The organism is Kitasatospora sp. NPDC050463 (assembly GCF_040655255.1).
Classification (GTDB): Bacteria; Actinomycetota; Actinomycetes; order Streptomycetales; family Streptomycetaceae; genus Kitasatospora.
Genome location: NZ_JBFAJO010000002.1, coordinates 1 through 16,094 on the forward strand (window position 1 = coordinate 1; position 16,094 = coordinate 16,094).

General features: G+C 74.5%; 11 protein-coding genes. 8 read left to right on the top strand and 3 right to left on the bottom strand.

From position 1 onward, the window contains the following. Positions 1–201: 201 nt before the first annotated feature. Positions 202–813, top strand: coding sequence for a TIGR03086 family metal-binding protein (locus AB0J08_RS01790; RefSeq protein WP_360625209.1), 612 nt, complete (start codon positions 202–204; stop codon positions 811–813). A gap of 61 nt (positions 814–874) precedes the next feature. Here AB0J08_RS01790 and AB0J08_RS01795 read toward each other — a convergent pair whose 3' ends face one another. Further along, positions 875–2,593, bottom strand: a complete 1,719-nt coding sequence (locus AB0J08_RS01795) for a histidine decarboxylase (RefSeq protein WP_360625212.1) — start codon at positions 2,591–2,593, stop codon at positions 875–877. A gap of 195 nt (positions 2,594–2,788) precedes the next feature. On the opposite strand from AB0J08_RS01795, the gene AB0J08_RS01800 reads away from it, so the two are divergent. The 3 genes from AB0J08_RS01800 to AB0J08_RS01810 all read left to right on the top strand — a co-directional run bounded on the left by AB0J08_RS01800 (position 2,789) and on the right by AB0J08_RS01810 (position 6,153). After that, complete coding sequence (locus AB0J08_RS01800) at positions 2,789–3,292, top strand: Lrp/AsnC family transcriptional regulator (RefSeq protein WP_360625215.1); 504 nt, start codon at positions 2,789–2,791, stop codon at positions 3,290–3,292. 162 nt (positions 3,293–3,454) lie between these two features. Then, positions 3,455–4,510, top strand: a complete 1,056-nt coding sequence (locus AB0J08_RS01805; protein WP_360625218.1) for a CorA family divalent cation transporter — start codon at positions 3,455–3,457, stop codon at positions 4,508–4,510. A 65-nt stretch (positions 4,511–4,575) separates the two neighbouring features. Next, entirely contained in the window at positions 4,576–6,153 is a 1,578-nt protein-coding gene (locus tag AB0J08_RS01810; protein ID WP_360625221.1) for an NAD(P)/FAD-dependent oxidoreductase, read from the top strand. A gap of 80 nt (positions 6,154–6,233) precedes the next feature. On the opposite strand, the gene AB0J08_RS01815 is transcribed toward AB0J08_RS01810, so the two are convergent. Beyond that, positions 6,234–7,880 carry a CocE/NonD family hydrolase gene (locus tag AB0J08_RS01815; RefSeq protein WP_360625225.1) on the bottom strand — a complete coding sequence of 549 codons (1,647 nt, stop codon included), beginning with the start codon at positions 7,878–7,880 and terminating at the stop codon, positions 6,234–6,236. Positions 7,881–8,265: 385 nt separating this feature from the next. On the opposite strand from AB0J08_RS01815, the gene AB0J08_RS01820 reads away from it, so the two are divergent. The 4 genes from AB0J08_RS01820 (at position 8,266) to AB0J08_RS01835 (ending at position 14,654) form a co-directional block, all read left to right on the top strand. Continuing rightward, entirely contained in the window at positions 8,266–8,556 is a 291-nt protein-coding gene (locus AB0J08_RS01820; protein ID WP_360625228.1) for a hypothetical protein, read from the top strand. Positions 8,557–8,892: 336 nt separating this feature from the next. Further along, a complete protein-coding gene (locus AB0J08_RS01825; protein WP_360625231.1) occupies positions 8,893–9,837 on the top strand; it encodes a hypothetical protein in 945 nt (314 codons plus the stop codon). 166 nt (positions 9,838–10,003) lie between these two features. Then, positions 10,004–10,927 (top strand): squalene/phytoene synthase family protein, encoded by a 924-nt coding sequence (locus tag AB0J08_RS01830; protein ID WP_360625234.1) that lies wholly within the window; start codon positions 10,004–10,006, stop codon positions 10,925–10,927. A gap of 289 nt (positions 10,928–11,216) precedes the next feature. Further along, positions 11,217–14,654 carry an amino acid adenylation domain-containing protein gene (locus tag AB0J08_RS01835; protein WP_360625237.1) on the top strand — a complete coding sequence of 1,146 codons (3,438 nt, stop codon included), beginning with the start codon at positions 11,217–11,219 and terminating at the stop codon, positions 14,652–14,654. A gap of 82 nt (positions 14,655–14,736) precedes the next feature. On the opposite strand, the gene AB0J08_RS01840 is transcribed toward AB0J08_RS01835, so the two are convergent. Then, the gene (locus AB0J08_RS01840) at positions 14,737–16,092 is read right to left on the bottom strand and encodes an MATE family efflux transporter (protein WP_360625240.1); all 1,356 of its coding nucleotides are present in this window, start codon (positions 16,090–16,092) and stop codon (positions 14,737–14,739) included. Positions 16,093–16,094: the final 2 nt, after the last annotated feature.

A 16,094-nucleotide genomic window follows, 5' to 3' on the forward strand; every position in this document is an offset into this window, starting at 1 on the left:
ACCAAGTAACACCCCCGCCCCCACCAGGGCCACCACGACAACGCCGCTGCACCCGACCGATCACCCGATCCGGCCCGGTACAGCGGCGTCGCGGCATTCCCGGGACCCCCGAACCGAGCAGGACCGGCCCGGTGAACCCTGGCTTGTCACGCCCCGTAGCGGTTTACTGGGAGGGACCAGGGCAGAAAAGGAGGCCCGGCGATGGAATGTCCCCACCCCTCCGGGTTCCACGCCGAGGTCCGCCGGTGTTACGCGGCCGCCGCGGCGGAGGTGTCCCGGCTGGTACGAGCCACTCCCGAGGACCGGTGGTCCGCCCCCACGCCGTGCCGCGAGTGGGACGTGCGCGCGCTGGTCAACCACCTGGCCGCACAGCACCTGTGGGTCTGCCAGGCCGTGGCCGGCTACACCCCGGAGCAGATCGGCCACCGCTTCGCGGGCGACGTGCTGGGCCGCAACCCCGTCGGCGTGTGGACCATGGCCGTGAACACCGCCGTGCGCGCGCTGAACCAGCCGGGTGCGCCCGACCTCCTGGTGCACCTTCCGTACGGGGTCCGCGATCTCGGCGGGTTCGCCCGTGAGCTGACGGCCGAGACGGTCGTGCACGGCTGGGACCTGGCCCGGGCGCTCGGCGAGAGCGGCCGGCTGCCGCAGGACGCCGCCCGGTACGCGTTCGCGGAGTTCCAGGGCTATCGCGATCTGGCCGGCACCGGTCAGTTCGACCTGCCGCGTACCGCCGCCCCGGGAGCCGATGCCCAGGAGCGGCTGCTGGCGCTCACCGGCCGTGACCCCCAGTGGTCGGCCGAGCGGATCTGAGCTTCTACCGCGCGAGCCTGGTGCCGATCAGCAGACCGCGCACGGCGGTCGCCGACGGCGGTCAGCCGGCCGAGGCCCGGATGACGGGATCCCGGGCGAGGTCGGCCAGCAGGGCGTCCAGCTTCGTCCGGTCGACCGAGGGCATCACGAAGACGTGCGCGTAGCTGCGGCGGGTGGACTCGTCGCCCGGGACCATCAGCACGTCCTGGGCGGACAACGACCACTTCGCCACCAGCTCGGGGCCGGGCTTGCGGAAGCGCACGGTGACGGCGCCCGGGGTGCGGGCCGGCCAGAGCTCGACGCCCGTCTCCTGCTCCATCGCCCGCAGCCGCCCTTCCAGGTAGCCGGCCAGCTCCTGGGCCTTGCGGATCCGGTCCACCTGGTCCTGGTAGGAGTGCCGGGACAGGTGGTCCCAGAGGACCAGCGGGGAGAACCCGTTCCTGGAGCCCGCGAAGGTGGTGTCCGGTGCGCCGATGTACTCCGGCTGGGACGGCGGCGATATCTGGTACTTGACCTTCGTCATGTAGATGCCGCAGGGCCACGGCGCACCGGGCCACTTGTGGCCGCTCATGGCGATCGAGGAGACCATGTCGACGTCGCCGAACTCCGCGGTGGGCAGCCTGAGGCCGAAGTCGAAGGCGGGCAGCTCCACTTCGGGGGTCCAGCCGTACGCCGCCGGGTCCTGGGAGGCCATCCGCAGGAACGGCGCGTAGCCGGCGCCGAGGGCCCCGTCCACGTGGATCCAGAAGCCCCTGCGCAGGTCCACCAGCGGCTCGCCGGTCTGCGGGTCGGTGCCGTGGGCCACCTGGCGTCGGACCAGACCGTACCGCTCGAAGATCGGCAGCAGCCGCTCGCAGACCCCCCGGACGTCGTCGTGGGCCCCCTTGAAGGTGCTGCCGAGGTTGAGGTTGACGAAGATCGGGTGCCCGTTCGCGGCGAAGAACTCGACCAGCACCGCGAGGGCGTCGACGTCGATCTCGCCCGGACCGTCCCAGGAGTGGCCCGAGGGGCCGGGGCGGGAGGGCACCTCGGTGGGCCACGCGCGGAGCCCCGTGGCGGGGTCGACCAGCGGGCACTCGTCGGGGTACAGCTCCAGACCGACCGCGTGGAAGGTCTCGACGCCCAGCACCCGGACGGCCTTGGCGAAGGAGTAGTGGGTGTCCTCGGAGTAGAACGCCACCGGGCGGTGGGCGTTGGGATTGTCCCGGTCGGGCGCGGCCCGGACGTACCGCAGGGCGTCGAACGGGGCTGCGGGCGGCTGGATCAGGGCCTTGCCGCTCAGGTAGTCCCGGGCGTTCCAGAGCGCGTACATGTTGCCCTCGGTCGAGCCCATGGAGAGCATGTAGCCCCAGTACGACTCGGGGTCGGCGGGGTCGTGCGGCCGCTGGGCGTTCCACAGGGCCGCGTAGTAGTCGAGCACCGCGCGCTCGACGACCTTGGTGTTCGGCTTGTAGCCGCCGCTCTGGAACGGGTCGCCGAGGTTGTTGATGTTGTTCGGCATGAACCGGGCCAGGTCCAGCGCGCAGCCCTGCATGTCCTGGGTGGCCTGGTAGCCGACCAGGTGCGCGCGCTTCCTCGACAGGTACTCGTCCACCGTGTCCAGGGCCCGCAGGCGCCGGTCGTCGTCCAGGCCACCGGCCGGGAGCTCGAAGTCGCGGCCGTCCAGCTCCGCGCCCGGGTCGACGGCGGTCCCGGCGGCGAGTTCGGCGCTCCCGGTGCTCCCGCTGGCGAAGGTGGCGGGGACGACGGGGGCGCCCGCGAGGGCGGCGGTCGGGCTCATGGAACGGCACTCCGGGGTCGGTGCGGACCGGTCCCGGGTGGGGAGCGGTGACGGGTGGGGAGCGGTGACGGGGCGTTCGCCGCCCGCGGCCAGGATGGAACTTCCCGGAGCCCCGCGGAAGATCTCCCGAACAAGATTCGGTAGCAGCTCGCGATCTCTTGCGAATCGACGGAATCAGCTGGAATCCTGCCCGGCATGCCGAACAATCCGCAGGCCCGCAGGACGCCCGTCGACGACGTGGACCGGGCGATCCTGCGCACCCTGGCCGACAACGCCAGGATGCCGAACAACGCGCTCGCCGAGACGGTGGGCATCGCCCCCTCCACCTGTCTGGCCCGGGTGCGCGCACTGCAGGAGCGCGGCATCATCCGCGGGTTCCGGGCAGATGTCGATCCCGCCGCGATCGGCCTGCCGCTGCAGGCGATGATCTCCGTCCGGCTCCGGGCCCACACCCGTGAGCAGAACGAGAGCTTCCGCGGCACCGCCCCCGATCTGCCCGGCGTCCTGGCGGTGTTCCACATGTCGGGATCCGACGACTACCTGCTCCACGTCGGGGTCGCCGGCCCCGAGAGTCTGCGCGACTTCGTCGTGGACCACCTCACCACCCACCCGGCGGTGGCACAGACCCGGACCAACCTGATCTTCGAGCAGATAGCCGGCCGCCGTTACCCGGGCGACCCGCGCCCCGCGACCACCTGAGCCGCGCGGGCCGCCGCGCTCCCGGGTCCACGGAGCGGCTCCGGCCGAATCGGAGGAGCATCTAGTGCTGTGAGGTGACTGCGGCGTACTGCGCCGCCGGTGCGGTGCGACAGACGGTTCGGCGACACACGGCGCGGTCGGCCGGGCGCGAGGAGGAAGGCCATGATCGTCGACTGCGCGCACTACCGCGAGGGACGCCGACAGCACGAGGGACCGATGCCGCTGGAGGAGGCGGCCGCGCGCTGCGCGCAGGGCGGTTTCGTCTGGCTGGGCCTGTTCGAACCGGGCCCCGAGGAGCTGGCCAGGGTGCGCGAGAGCTTCGGACTGCACGAACTCGCCGTCGAGGACGCCCAGGCCTTCCACCTGCGGCCGAAGGCCGAGCAGTACGAGGACGGCACCGAGCTGATCATCCTGCGCACCGCCCGCTACGACGACGAACGCGAGGAGATCGACACCGGCGAGATCAGCGTCTTCCTCGCCGAACACTTCGTGATCACCGTTCGGCAGGGCATCGCCAGCGAGCTGGCCGGAGCCCGCGGCCGGCTCGAACGCCGCCCGGAACTGCTGCGGACCGGCAGTGCCTCGACACTGTGGGCGATCTTCGACCAGGTGGTCGACAGCTACGCACCCGTCGTCAACGAACTCGAACGCGACATCGAGCAGATCGAGGCCACCGTGTTCTCCGGCACGGTCGCCCCGACCGAGCGGATCTACTTCCTGCGCCGGGAAGCCACCGACTTCTACCGCGCCGTCCACCCCCTGCTCGCCGTGCTCGCCCGGCGGCTGCGGTCCAGCAGGTCGGCGACCGAGCTGATGCCGTACTTCCGCGACGTGCACGACCACCTCCTGCTGGTCAACGAGGAGGTCGCCGCCCAACGCGACCTGCTGGCCACCGTCCTGGAGGCCAACATCGCCGTGATCTCCGTGGAGCAGAACAGGATCAACCTGCGGCAGACCGCCACGATGGAGCGGCTCACGATCGTCGCGACCGTGTTCCTCCCGCTGTCCTTCGTGGTCGGCTTCTTCGGGCAGAACTTCGCGTGGCTGGTCAGGCAGGTCGACAGCCTCACGGCGTTCATCGCCCTCGGCCTCGGCGGCCTGCTGCTGCCGTGCCTGCTGCTGTACGTCTGGCTGCGCCGGCAGCGCACCCACCCGACCGCACCGGTGTCGGCGGTGAACAACGCCGTCCACCACACGCCGAGATCGGCCGGGGAGTAGGGCCACCGCGAGCAGGTGACGCGCGGTCTGTTCCCCGGCGCCGCGCCGTGGCGTAGCGTGGGCGCGTGAACACGGAGCCGTCCTCCCGGCACGACGTCGTGATCGTCGGTGGCGGGCACAACGGTCTGGTGGCGGCGGCGTACCTCGCGCGGGCCGGGCAGCGGGTACTGCTGCTCGAACGGCTGCCGCAGGTGGGCGGGGCGGCGGTGTCGGCCCGGGCGTTCGCGGGAGTGGACGCCCGGCTGTCGCGCTACTCGTACCTGGTGAGTCTGCTCCCGCGCAAGATCGTGCGGGACCTCGGGCTCCGGCTGGACCTGCGGCGGCGCCGAATCGCCTCGTACACCCCCACCGTCCGGGACGGGCGGCCCACCGGGCTGCTGGTGGATGCGGCCGACCCCGCCCGCACCCGGGAGTCGTTCCGGGCGCTGACCGGTTCCGAGCGGGAGTGGGAGGCCTGGCAGGGCTTCTACGGCGCGACCGGGCGGATCGCCGAGCGGGTGTTCCCGACGCTCACCGGGCCCCTGCCCACCCGGGCCGAGCTGCGTCGGCGGGTCGCGGACGACGCCGCCTGGGAGTCGTTCTTCGAACGGCCCCTGGGGGAGGCCGTCGAGCGGACCTTCGCCGACGACCTGGTGCGCGGCGTGGTGCTGACGGACGCGCTGATCGGCACCTTCACCCACGCCCACGACCCCTCGCTCCGGCAGAACCGCTGCTTCCTGTACCACGTGATCGGCAACGGGACGGGCGACTGGGACGTCCCGGTCGGCGGGATGGGCGCGGTGACGGGCGCGCTGGCCGAGGCGGCGCTGCTGGCCGGTGCGCGGCTGCGGACCGGCTGCGAGGTCACCGCCATCGCCACCGACGGCACCGGTGACGCCGAGGTGTCCTACCGCCATCGGGGCGGCGAGGCGACCGCGGTGGCCCGCACGGTGCTGGTGAACGCCGCGCCGGCGGTCCTGGCCCGGTTGTCGGGCGAGGAGCCCGGGCCCACGCCGGAGGGCGCCCAGCTGAAGGTCAACATGGTGCTGCGCCGGCTGCCACGCCTGCGGGACGCCGCCGTGGATCCCCGGGACGCCTTCGCGGGGACCTTCCACATCGCCGAGGGCTACCGGCAGTTGGAGACGGCCTACGCCGAGGCGCGGGCGGGCCGGATACCCACGGCGCCTCCGTCGGAGATCTACTGCCACACCCTCACCGACCCGTCGATCCTGGGGCCCGAGGCGCTCCGGCAGGGCTTGCAGACCCTGACCCTGTTCGGCCTGCACATGCCCGCACGGCTGTTCGCCGACCCGGCCGCCAAGGAGCGCGCGCTGGCGTCGAGCCTGGCACGGCTCGACGAGGTGCTGGCCGAGCCGATCGCCGACTGCCTGGCGACCGACGCCACCGGGCGGCCCTGCGTGGAGGCCAGGACGCCGCTCGACCTGGAGCGCGAGGTCGGCCTGCCGGGCGGGCACATCTTCCACCGGGACCTCTCGTTCCCCTACGCCACCGAGGAGCCGGACGGCGCCGCCGCCCGCTGGGGCGTGGCGACGGCGCACCCGAACGTGCTGCTGTGCGGGGCGGGAGCCATCCGCGGCGGCGGCGTCAGCGGCATCCCGGGGCACAACGCGGCGCAGGCCGTGCTGGAGGCCGGGGCCCGGTAGCCGGGCACCCCGGGGTGCGCCGATCAGCGCACCGGCAGAGCCAGTTCGGACGGGTCGGCGGGCACCCCGGGGTGCGCCGATCAGCGCACCGGCAGAGCCAGTTCGGACGGGTCGGCGGGCGAGGAGCCGAAGGTCACGGTGGAGCCCGACGGTGTGAGACCGCCGTACAGGGCGTCCCGGGTGCCGAGCACCAGCGCGAGCCGGTGGCCGGCGGGCAGGTCGTAGGCGGTGTCGAAGAGCGTGACGTCCAGCGGGAACGGCTGCCCCGGCGGCCGTCCGGACCAGCTCTGCGGGGCGTGCGAGATCAACCGGCCCACGCCGAGCGCGTTCACGTCGTAGAGGTAGGCGACGGCCGTGCCTTGCGGAGCGGACGCGGTCACCGTGGTGTGCACCCGGGCGGCGCCGCGCACCGGCAGGCCCCGCGGGTACGGCGCCGACTGCCGGACGAGGACGGCGGAGCGGTCGAGCAGCGGGACGACCGCGGTGGGTGGGAGGTGCACCGCCTGGTCGACCAGCCCGGACAGCAGGGCAGTGCCGCCGCTCGCGCCGGAGGCGGTGTCGCCCCGCACGGTCGTCCGCCAGTCGCTCCCGGCCGGCCCGCCGAGGGTCTCGGCCCCCAGCGCCAGGCGGTCGGTGCGGGAACTGACGGACCGCCAGTCGGGGTGGCTCTCGTGGACACCGACGGGGCGGACCTCCAGGTCGACCGGCTGGCGCTGGTCGCCGGGGGCTCCCTTGAGGTACTGGTCGAGCCACGAACGGGCGCTGCTCCAGGCGGCGTTCGACAGACCGAGCAGGCCGGTGAACTCCTGACTCGCATGGTCGCCCGGGCGCAGTTCGAGGCGCTTGGGCCCGGTCAGCCGCTGGTAGAACGCGGTGATCTGGCCGGGGTTGAAGAAGCTGTCGCCCCAGGCGTTGGCCAGCAGGACGGCGGTGCCGTTGGCGTTGATGCGGTCCACGTAGCGCGCCGGGGAGCGGGTGTCCGCCCAGCGGACGACCTCGGGCAGGTCGCGGTCGGCGAAGAGGTCGTCCAGCACCCGTGCGAACTCGGGACTGCGGCGGCCGGTCGGGGCCTGGATCCCGGCGAGCACCGCGGCTGCCTGGACGTGCCGGGTCTGCCCGCTGTACAGCGAGTCGGTCAGATCGGCCCAGCCGCTCAGCGAGGCCACGGCCTTGATCCGCGGGTCGAATGCCGCGCCGAGCAGGGTGAGGCCGCCGCCCAGCGAGAGCCCCACCATGCCGATCCGCCGGGGGTCGGCCGGCGTCTGCGCGAGCGCCCAGTCGATCACCGTGGAGATGTCGGCCACGTCCTCCGGACCGGCGACGTCGACCTCCCCGCCCGATCCCCAGAAGCCCCGCACGGTGTAGGTGACGGCGACGTATCCCGCGGCGGCGAACGCGTGGCCCTGGGCGACGTACTCCAGGTCGTTCTGCCCCCAGCTGGCCGGCTGCACCACCAGCGGGTAGCGCCCCTGCGGGTCGGCGCCCGGAGTGCCGGGGGCCGGGGTGAACACGTCGGCCTTGAGGACGACGCCGTCCTTGGCCCGGACGTCGGCCAACCGGAACGAACCGCCGGCGAGCGCGACGGAGGCAGGCGCGGCCGGGGCGGACGCGGGCGCGGCAGCCACCGCCGGAGCGGGCTGCGCGACGGCGGCCCCACCGAGCACGAGTGCCGCCACGAGTACGGCGCTCGCCGTCCGGCGTCCACGGCGGGGGTGGGATCGTTCCATCACGTGCTCCATCTGCGCTCGAACCATGCGGCCGCCGTGAGCCTACGAGCCGACGGAGCGTCAGAGGAGATGATGATCAGCCAAATTACTGGCCAGTAGGAAGCTCGGTCCACAGCCCCCGCCCGACGACCGCAGGGGCGCCCCGCCCACGGCGGGCTCCGCTCCGTCGACCCGCTGCACACCGCCGGCACCCCGCACGTAACCCGGTCGCATCGGGCGCCCCCGCCGATCGGCAGGGATGCCGACCCGCCGAGTGTCCGGAATGCGGAGTTCGATGCAAGATCATTCGCCCGGATCTCTTACGCTACTGATCGGTCATCAGTTCGACGGATGGCCGACCAGCAAGTGAACCATCGAAGAACATGGGGGAATCATGCGTCGTCGCATGTCCGCACTCACCGTCTCGGCCGTCCTCGCAGGCGGCCTGCTCCTCGCCGCCGCGCCCGCCCAGGCCGCGCCCGCCCAGGCCACCACCGCTCAGGCCGCCACCGCCCGGGGCTCCATCTCGGTCAACATCGGCGAGCTGCAGGTCCAGGCCGCCCAGCTGCGCCAGCAGGCCCAGCGCCTGCGCAGCCAGGGTCACTACCGGGAGGCCAACGTGGCGGACGCCCGCGCGGCCGCCATCGAGGCGCAGATCCGCCGCTACCTCGACTGCGAGCGCAGCGTCAGCTGCTGACCGACTCCGGACGAACCCCCGCGGCACGGCGTTCCGGCGCCGCCGCGGGGGTTCGCCGCGTCCGGCGCAGGACCGGACATGTCCTGCCGCCGGGCGGGCGCCACACCCCACGGCTGCCGGGGCGCTGGACGCGGTAGTCCTCGGGGCGACGCCCCGGTCCCGCCGCCCCGCCACACCGGCCGGAGCCGGCGACCCCGGCCACCGAGGCCGAAGAGCGGGCCGGAAGCAGGCGCTCCGGTTGCGCTACGGGATCGTAAGGTCACCGAAACTTCCCAGAATCAACATTATTCGGCCAAGGTCTGTCCGAAATTCGACCCGCGACCTAGGCTGCGGCGCGTGTCGATACTTCGAAGACTTCGCGCCTCCGGGCCCCGCATGCTCCCGGAACTCGACGACGTCAAGCTGGGCCGGGTGCGGCGGCAGCTGACCTCCGCCGGAATACCGGGCCAGAGCGGCATCCAGATCGACCAGATCGAGCGGCTGCTCCAGGAGACCGGCGCGGACTGGGACCGCCGCACGCACCGCCTCGCCGTGCTGGCCGAGGCGGCAGCGCCCTCGGGGCTCGCCCGCGCCTGGCGGATGCGCCGTCCGCACAGCGGCGACGCGATGGTCTTCGAGGCGTGGGTCGAGCTGGTTCGTGGCCGGCACGACGGACGGATGGCGGACGCCCGGTCCGTCGCCGCCGACTGCCGCCGCGCCGCCGAGGCGCTCCCCGAGGACCCCGCCCCCTGGGTCGTGCTGCTCGGGATCCTGCGCCTGATCGGTGCGGACACGCGCGAGCTGTTCCCCGTCTGGCACGAGGTGACGTCGCGCGACCCGTGGAACCGCGAGGCCCACCTGCAGATGCTGCGCTACCTGTCACCGGAGGAGCGCGGCTCACGCAGCAGCCAGCTGGAGTTCCTGGACGCCGTCCGGTCCGGGGTGCCGTCGGACGCGCCGGCCGTGGGCGTGGAACTGACCGCCCTGGTCGACGAGCACGCCCGCACCCTCGCCCGCGGCGGTGTCGAGGCACTCCTCGTCCGCCGCCAGTGGACCAACCACCGTGCCCTCAGGGCACTGGACGCGGCGCTGGCGCACTGGCCCCGCGCCGGGCACCTGCGGTACGCGGCCGCCCAGGCCGACCTCAACGTGCTGGCCTACGCCCTGGTCCAGGCCGGCCGCCCGCGCGAGGGCGCCGGCGTCTTCGACCTGATCGGCGACACCGTCACGCCCTGGCCGTGGTCGCTCGACGGCGACCCGCTCCGACAGTTCGGCTACTGGCAGGCCAAGGCGCTCGGCTGACCCCCGCGCCGGGGCGGGCGGCGCGGCCCCGACCTGCACGACGTCCTGCGACGTCCCGCACGACGGCCTGCACGACGGCCTGCGACGCCCTGCACGACCTCCTGTTCGGACGGTGCCGACCGCCCTCTAGGCTCGGGCACACCGACCGGGGAGAGGGTGCGAGCGAGTGGGCAGCTGGGAGAAGGCTCTGGACGCGGCCGGGATCGACGACCCCGGACTGCGCGAGGACTACAGCCGACAGCGCCGGCAGGTGACGCGGTACAAGCGGGAGGCCGTGCTGGCCGCCGGTCTCCTCCTGCCGCCACGGCTCGTACCGCACGTGATCGCGGCCACCGCCCACATGCACCGCACCGACACCCTGCTCGACAGCGGCCCGCCCGACGGCCGCAGGGCGGCGTACGGGCGCTGGGAACAGGAGGTGGCCGACGGCCTCGCCACCGGTGAGACCACCGATGCCGACCTGCGCCCGCTGCTGAACACCGTCGCCGCGCACCCGGCTCTGCGCGACCGCGCGCTGGAGCACCTCGCCGGGGCCCTCGCCGACCTCGACTTCGCCGGATTCGCCACCGAAGCCGACTACCAGCACTACCTGGACGGCTACTCCTTGCCCGCGTTCATGGTCGTCGCCACCCTGCTCGGCCCGGACGGCGACCAGACGGCCTACCGGGCCGCCTGCCGCACCTTCATCGACGCCAGTCAGCGACTCGACTTCGTCAGCGACCTCGCCGAGGACCTCGCCGACGGCCGCCTGACACTCCCCCAACAGGCCCTGGACCGGCACGGGGTCAGCCGCACCGATCTGGAGCAGGCCCACGACCTCCCGGGCCTCCGGGCACTGATCACCGAGCAACTCGACCTGGTCGACCGCACCCTCGTCGAGGGCCGCGCCGTGGTCCACCTCGTCCCGCCCGCGCACCGGCCCATGGTCCGCTGCATGATCGGCCTGGACGAACTGACCAGCGCCGCGGCCCGCGCCGACATCCCCGCCCTGCTGCACCGCTCCGCCGGCCCGACCAAACCCGCCGCCCTCCGCCTGCTCACCCGCGAGTACCTCCGGGCCCGCCGCGCGAACCGCTCAGCGTGCCGGTGACACCGCGCCGGTGACACCGGACCACGCCCGCGCCGCCCCGGCGTCGATGGTCCACGGTGACGGCAACGCCCTCCTCGGCCTGGCACTGCCGCTGAGCGGAGCGTGGACTTCCCGGCACAGGAGCGCTCCCCCGTCCACAAGCCAAGCAGTTGCGTTCCAGGGCCCAGCACCCCTGGACGCGCCGCGGACGGCACCCCTCGACGATTCCGGCTGACGCCGCGTCCGACTGTCGGTAGCATTTCACATGTCACAGATGATGCGATGATCGGCCGGCCAGGAGGCAGGAACAGTGCACGATCCGTTCGACGACCCGCAAGGGCGCTACCACGTCCTGCGCAACGACACCGCCGAGTACTCACTGTGGCCCCGGGAACTGACGATCCCCCACGGCTGGCACGCCGTGCTGACGGACCTCGGACGGGACGAGGCGATCGCCGCCGTCGACACCTTCCCGGCCCCGCACGGCCGGCCCGACTCGGCCGCCACCACGGCCGCCTGGGCGCTCGACCCCGTCGAAGCGCTCGCCCGGCACGCCGCCACCCGGCCGCAGAGCCTCGCCGTCCTGACCCGCGACCGCGCGGGCACCGTCGACCGCCTGACGTACCGGCAACTGGACCGCCGGGTCGGCGCGCTGGCCCGGCGGCTGGCCGACCACGGCGTGGCGCCGCGCGACCGGGTGGCCGTCGCGCTGCCCCGCGGCCCCGGGCTGGTGGTCGCGCTGCTCGCCGTCCTCCGGGCCGGCGCCAGCTACCTGCCGCTCGACCCCGGCTTCCCGGCCGACCGGATCGCGCTCACCCTTCAGGACGCCGCCCCCCGGCTCCTCCTCACCGACCCCGCCGGGCGCGGGCTGGCCCCCGGGGGCCTGCCCGTCCTGCTGACCGGCGCCGACGACCCCGCTCCGGCCGGGACGCGGGCCGGTGCCCCGTGGGAGCCGCCGGCCCCCGACCCCGGGTGGCCCGCCTACGTCCTGCACACCTCGGGCTCCACCGGCCGTCCCAAGGGTGTGGTGATCGGCCGGGCCGCCTACGCGCACGCCCTCGCCACCCTGACCGAGCGCCTGGGCATCGGCCCGGGGCAGCGCGTGCTCGCCGCGACCACCGTCGCCTTCGACATCGCCGGCCTGGAGCTCCTCGGCACCCTGCTGGCCGGCGCCACCGTCGTCCTGGCCGACTCCGAGCAGAGCGGCGACCCGGTGGCACTCGCCGAACTCGTCGCCGCCACCGGCGTGGGCGTCGTCCAGGCGACCCCCTCACTCTGGCAGGGCCTGCTGGCCGGCCGGCCCGAACGGCTGCGCGGCGTCCGGGCCCTGGTCGGCGGAGAAGCCCTCACCCGGGCCCTCGCCGACCGGCTGCTGGCGGTGGCGGTCGACGTGACCAACCTCTACGGGCCGACCGAGACCACCATCTGGTCGCTGACCGCCCCGGTCGAGGCCGGCACCACGGCGCCCGCCATCGGCACTCCCCTGCCCGGCACCGGCGTCCGGGTGCTCGACGCCGGCCTGCGGCCCGTCCCGGCCGGCGCCGAGGGCGAGCTGTACCTCACCGGCCCCACCCTCGCCCAGGGCTACCTCGGCCGCCCGGGCCTCACCGCCACCCGCTTCGTCGCCGACCCGGCCGGGGCGCCCGGCGGCCGGATGTACCGCACCGGCGACCGCGTCGCGCTGCGCCCCGACGGCGGTGCCGAGTACCGGGGGCGCGCCGACGACCAGGTCAAGATCCGCGGCCACCGGATCGAACCCGGGGAGATCGCCGCCGTCCTGCTCGCCGACCCGGCGGTCCGTCAGGCGGCCGTCGTCGCCCGCGGTGACGACCCGGAACGCCTCGGGCTGGTCGCCTACCTCGCCCCCGAACCCCCCGCCGGACCGGAGCCCGTCACCGAACGACTGCGCGAACGGGCCCGGCGCGCACTGCCCGGCTACATGGTCCCCGCCGCGTACGTCTGGCTGGACCGCCTGCCCGTCACGCCCGGCGGCAAGCTGGACCGCAGGGCCCTGGCCGGCCCGGACTACGCCCCGCGAATCGCCGCGCGCGCCGAGGGCCGGCCCGCCGAGGGCCCACTCGAAGAGGCCGTGGCCGAGCTGTTCGCCGAGGTGCTCGGCGGCGAGCGCCTCGGCGCCGAGGACGACTTCTTCGCGCTGGGCGGCAACTCGCTGCTCGCCGCCCGTCTGATCGCCCGACTCGACGAGCGGCTCTCCGTCGAACCCACCCTGCGCGACCTGCTCGCCGCACCCACCGTGGCGGGCCTCGCCGGGCGGCTGGCCGAACTCGCCGAACCGGCACCCGCGCACCCGGCCGCCCCCGGGGCAGCAGCACGGCCGGACCGGACGCACCTGCTGAACGGAGCGGAAGGACCGGACGGAGCCGGCGCGACGGCGAACGAGCCCGGGCCCGAGCACGGGCCGGAGAACGGGCAGCCCCCGTTGACCGCCAACCAGCGCCGCCTCTGGTTCATCGACCTGCTGGAAGGCCCCGGCCCGCGCTACAACCTGCCGCTGGCCGTCGAGTTGAGCGGGCCGCTGGACACCGCCGCGCTCCGGGCCGCCCTGGGGGACCTGACCGACCACCACGAGCCCCTGCGCACCCTCCTCCCGGACGACGACGGAGACCCGTACCAGCTGATCGTGCCCGCCGAACGGGCCCGCCCCGACCTGGTCGAGCACCAGCTCGCCCCGGCAGAACTGGACGACCGGCTGCGCCGGGCCGTCCGGGACGTCTTCGACGTGGCCGTCGACCTGCCGCTGCGGGCCTCGCTCTGGCACACCGGCCCCGACCGGGCGACCCTGCTGCTCCTGCTGCACCACACCGCGGCCGACGGCTGGTCGTTCGGGCCGCTGCTGCACGACCTGCTCACCGCCTACCGGGCCAGGCTCGGCGGCTTGGCCCCCGAACTCCCGCCGCTGCCGGTCCGGTACGCCGACCACGCCCGGCGGCGCCACCACCGGGCCCCGGCCGAGGCCGGGCGGCACGACGAGTTCTGGCGCACCGCCCTGGCAGGGGCGCCCACCGAACCCGTCCTGCCCACCGACCGGCCCCGGACCGAGGACGACGGCAGCGCCGAACGGGTCCCGCTGAACGTCCCCGCCGACCTGCACGCCGGGCTGACCGACCTCGCCCGGCGGCACGGCTGCACGGTCTTCATGGCGGTGCACGCCGCCCTGGCCGGACTGCTCGACCGGATCGGCGCCGGCCCCGACGTCGTCCTCGGCACGGTCGTGGCAGGCCGCCCGGAGCGTGACCTGGCCGGCCTGGTCGGCTTCTTCGCCGAGACCCTGGTGCTGCGCACCGACGTCTCCGGCGACCCCTCGGCGACCGAACTGCTGACCAGGGTACGGGAGGCGGACCTGGAGTTCCTGGCCCGCCAGGACACCCCGTTCGACCGGGTGGTGGCGCTCGCCGCGCCGCCCCGGAGCGCCGGCCACCACCCGCTGTTCCAGGTCCTGCTGGCCTTCCAGGTCGCACCGGCGCCGCTGCCCGAGAGCCCCGGCCTGCGGGTCCGGGCGCGCGAACTGGGCACCGGTACCGCCAAGGTGGACCTGCTGTTCACCCTGACCGAGCACACCGACCCGGCGACGGGGCGCCCGGCCGGCATCGCCGGCGAGCTGGAGTACGCGAGCGCCCTCTTCGAGGAGGCCACCGCCCGGCGGCTCGCCGACGGACTCCTCACCCTGCTGCGGGCCGCCGTCGACCACCCCGACAGCCCGCTGCCGCCGGTCAGTCCGGCCCGCTGAGCCACGACACGCGGCCCGCGCCCCGGGAGGGGGACGCGGGCCGCGTGGTGGCGGGCGGTGGGTGCCCGGTGGCTGACGGCTGTCAGGCGGCCACCGTGGCCGGGGCCGCCGCCACCGCGAGCGCGCTGTAGCGGCGGAAGCACCAGCCCTGGGCCAGGACCAGGGCCAGATTGACCACGGCCAGGGTGCTCCAGAGCGCGGTCAGCCCGCCGTACGAGGCCGCCGGGCCGGCCGCGACGGCCAGCACGCCGTAACCGGCGGCGAAGCAGAGCATGCTCGGCAGCGTCCGCCGGACCCCGATCAGGCCGAAGCCGAACAGGGCCTGGACGGCGTCCGCCAGGGTCGCGGCCAGCACCAGCGGCAGCAGGTCGACCAGGCCCGTGCGCACCTGCGGATCGGTGCTGAACAGCTCCAGCACCGGGCCGTGCAGCAGCGTGAGCACCCCGGCGAGCAGCACCACCGCACCGGCCGCGACGACGAGGCCGGAGGCCACCCCCGACCGCACCCCCGGCAGGTCCTCCTCCTTCAGCCGGTCGGCCACCACCGGTACCACCGCCTGCCCCACCGCGACGGCGGCGGTGAAGACCAGGTTCACCAGCGAGACCGCCACGCTGTGCACGGCGGCGTCCTGGGTGCCGATCCGGGCGGCCGAGAAGGCCAGCACCCCCAGCACCGCGAACTTGATCAGCACGGTCGCGGCCAGCGGGATCCCGACCCGCGCCAGGGCGAACACCTCGGCCGGCTGCGGCCGGCCCAGCCGCAGCGGGTGACCGGCCAGCTGCGGGACCTTGCGCAGCGCCGTCTGCGCGACCACCGCGCTGATCAGGCCGGAGGCGAGCATCGCGATCCCGGCGCCGTTCAGGCCGAGCGCCGGCAGCGGCCCGGGGCCGCCCACCAGCAGCAGCGACAGCACCACGGCGGTGCCCGTACCGGCGAGCCCGGCCCGCATCACCAGCCGGCCGCGGCCCAGCCCGATCAGCGCCGAGGCGGCGGTGGTGGACAGCGCGACCGTCAGCGTGTCGAGTGCCAGCAGGAGCGGGAAGAAGCCGAGCTGGTCGACGGTCTCCCCCGGCACCCCGCCGAGCCGGGCGATCAACGGCACGCAGACGACGGCGAGCGCACCCAGGCCGCCGGTGACCACGGCCAGCCACATGCCGTTGCGCAGGACGGTCAGCAGCTCCCGGGGGCTGTCCTGGTGTTCCGTCACGAAGGGCATCACCCCGCGCTGGGCGCCCGCGATCGCGGCGGTGGCCGGGCCGAAGACGGCCATGGTCACTCCGAGGGCCGCCAACGAGGCGGTGCCGTGGTGGCCGAGGAGGGCGGTGTCCACCAGGGCGCCGGCCGAGGCCGCGATCATCGTCAGGTAGAGCGGCAGCGCCGCGCCGGCGATTCTCCTGATGGCGGCCCCGGCCGTCGGCGGTCCGTCGTTCGTTGTCACCG

Bases quoted from the DNA above. Each gene is read 5' to 3' on its own strand.
- AB0J08_RS01790 (WP_360625209.1), top strand. From the start codon at position 202: ATGGAATGTCCCCACCCCTCCGGGTTCCACGCCGAGGTCCGCCGGTGT.
- AB0J08_RS01795 (WP_360625212.1), bottom strand. From the start codon at position 2,593: ATGAGCCCGACCGCCGCCCTCGCGGGCGCCCCCGTCGTCCCCGCCACC.
- AB0J08_RS01800 (WP_360625215.1), top strand. From the start codon at position 2,789: ATGCCGAACAATCCGCAGGCCCGCAGGACGCCCGTCGACGACGTGGAC.
- AB0J08_RS01805 (WP_360625218.1), top strand. From the start codon at position 3,455: ATGATCGTCGACTGCGCGCACTACCGCGAGGGACGCCGACAGCACGAG.
- AB0J08_RS01815 (WP_360625225.1), bottom strand. From the start codon at position 7,880: ATGGAACGATCCCACCCCCGCCGTGGACGCCGGACGGCGAGCGCCGTA.
- AB0J08_RS01820 (WP_360625228.1), top strand. From the start codon at position 8,266: ATGTCCGCACTCACCGTCTCGGCCGTCCTCGCAGGCGGCCTGCTCCTC.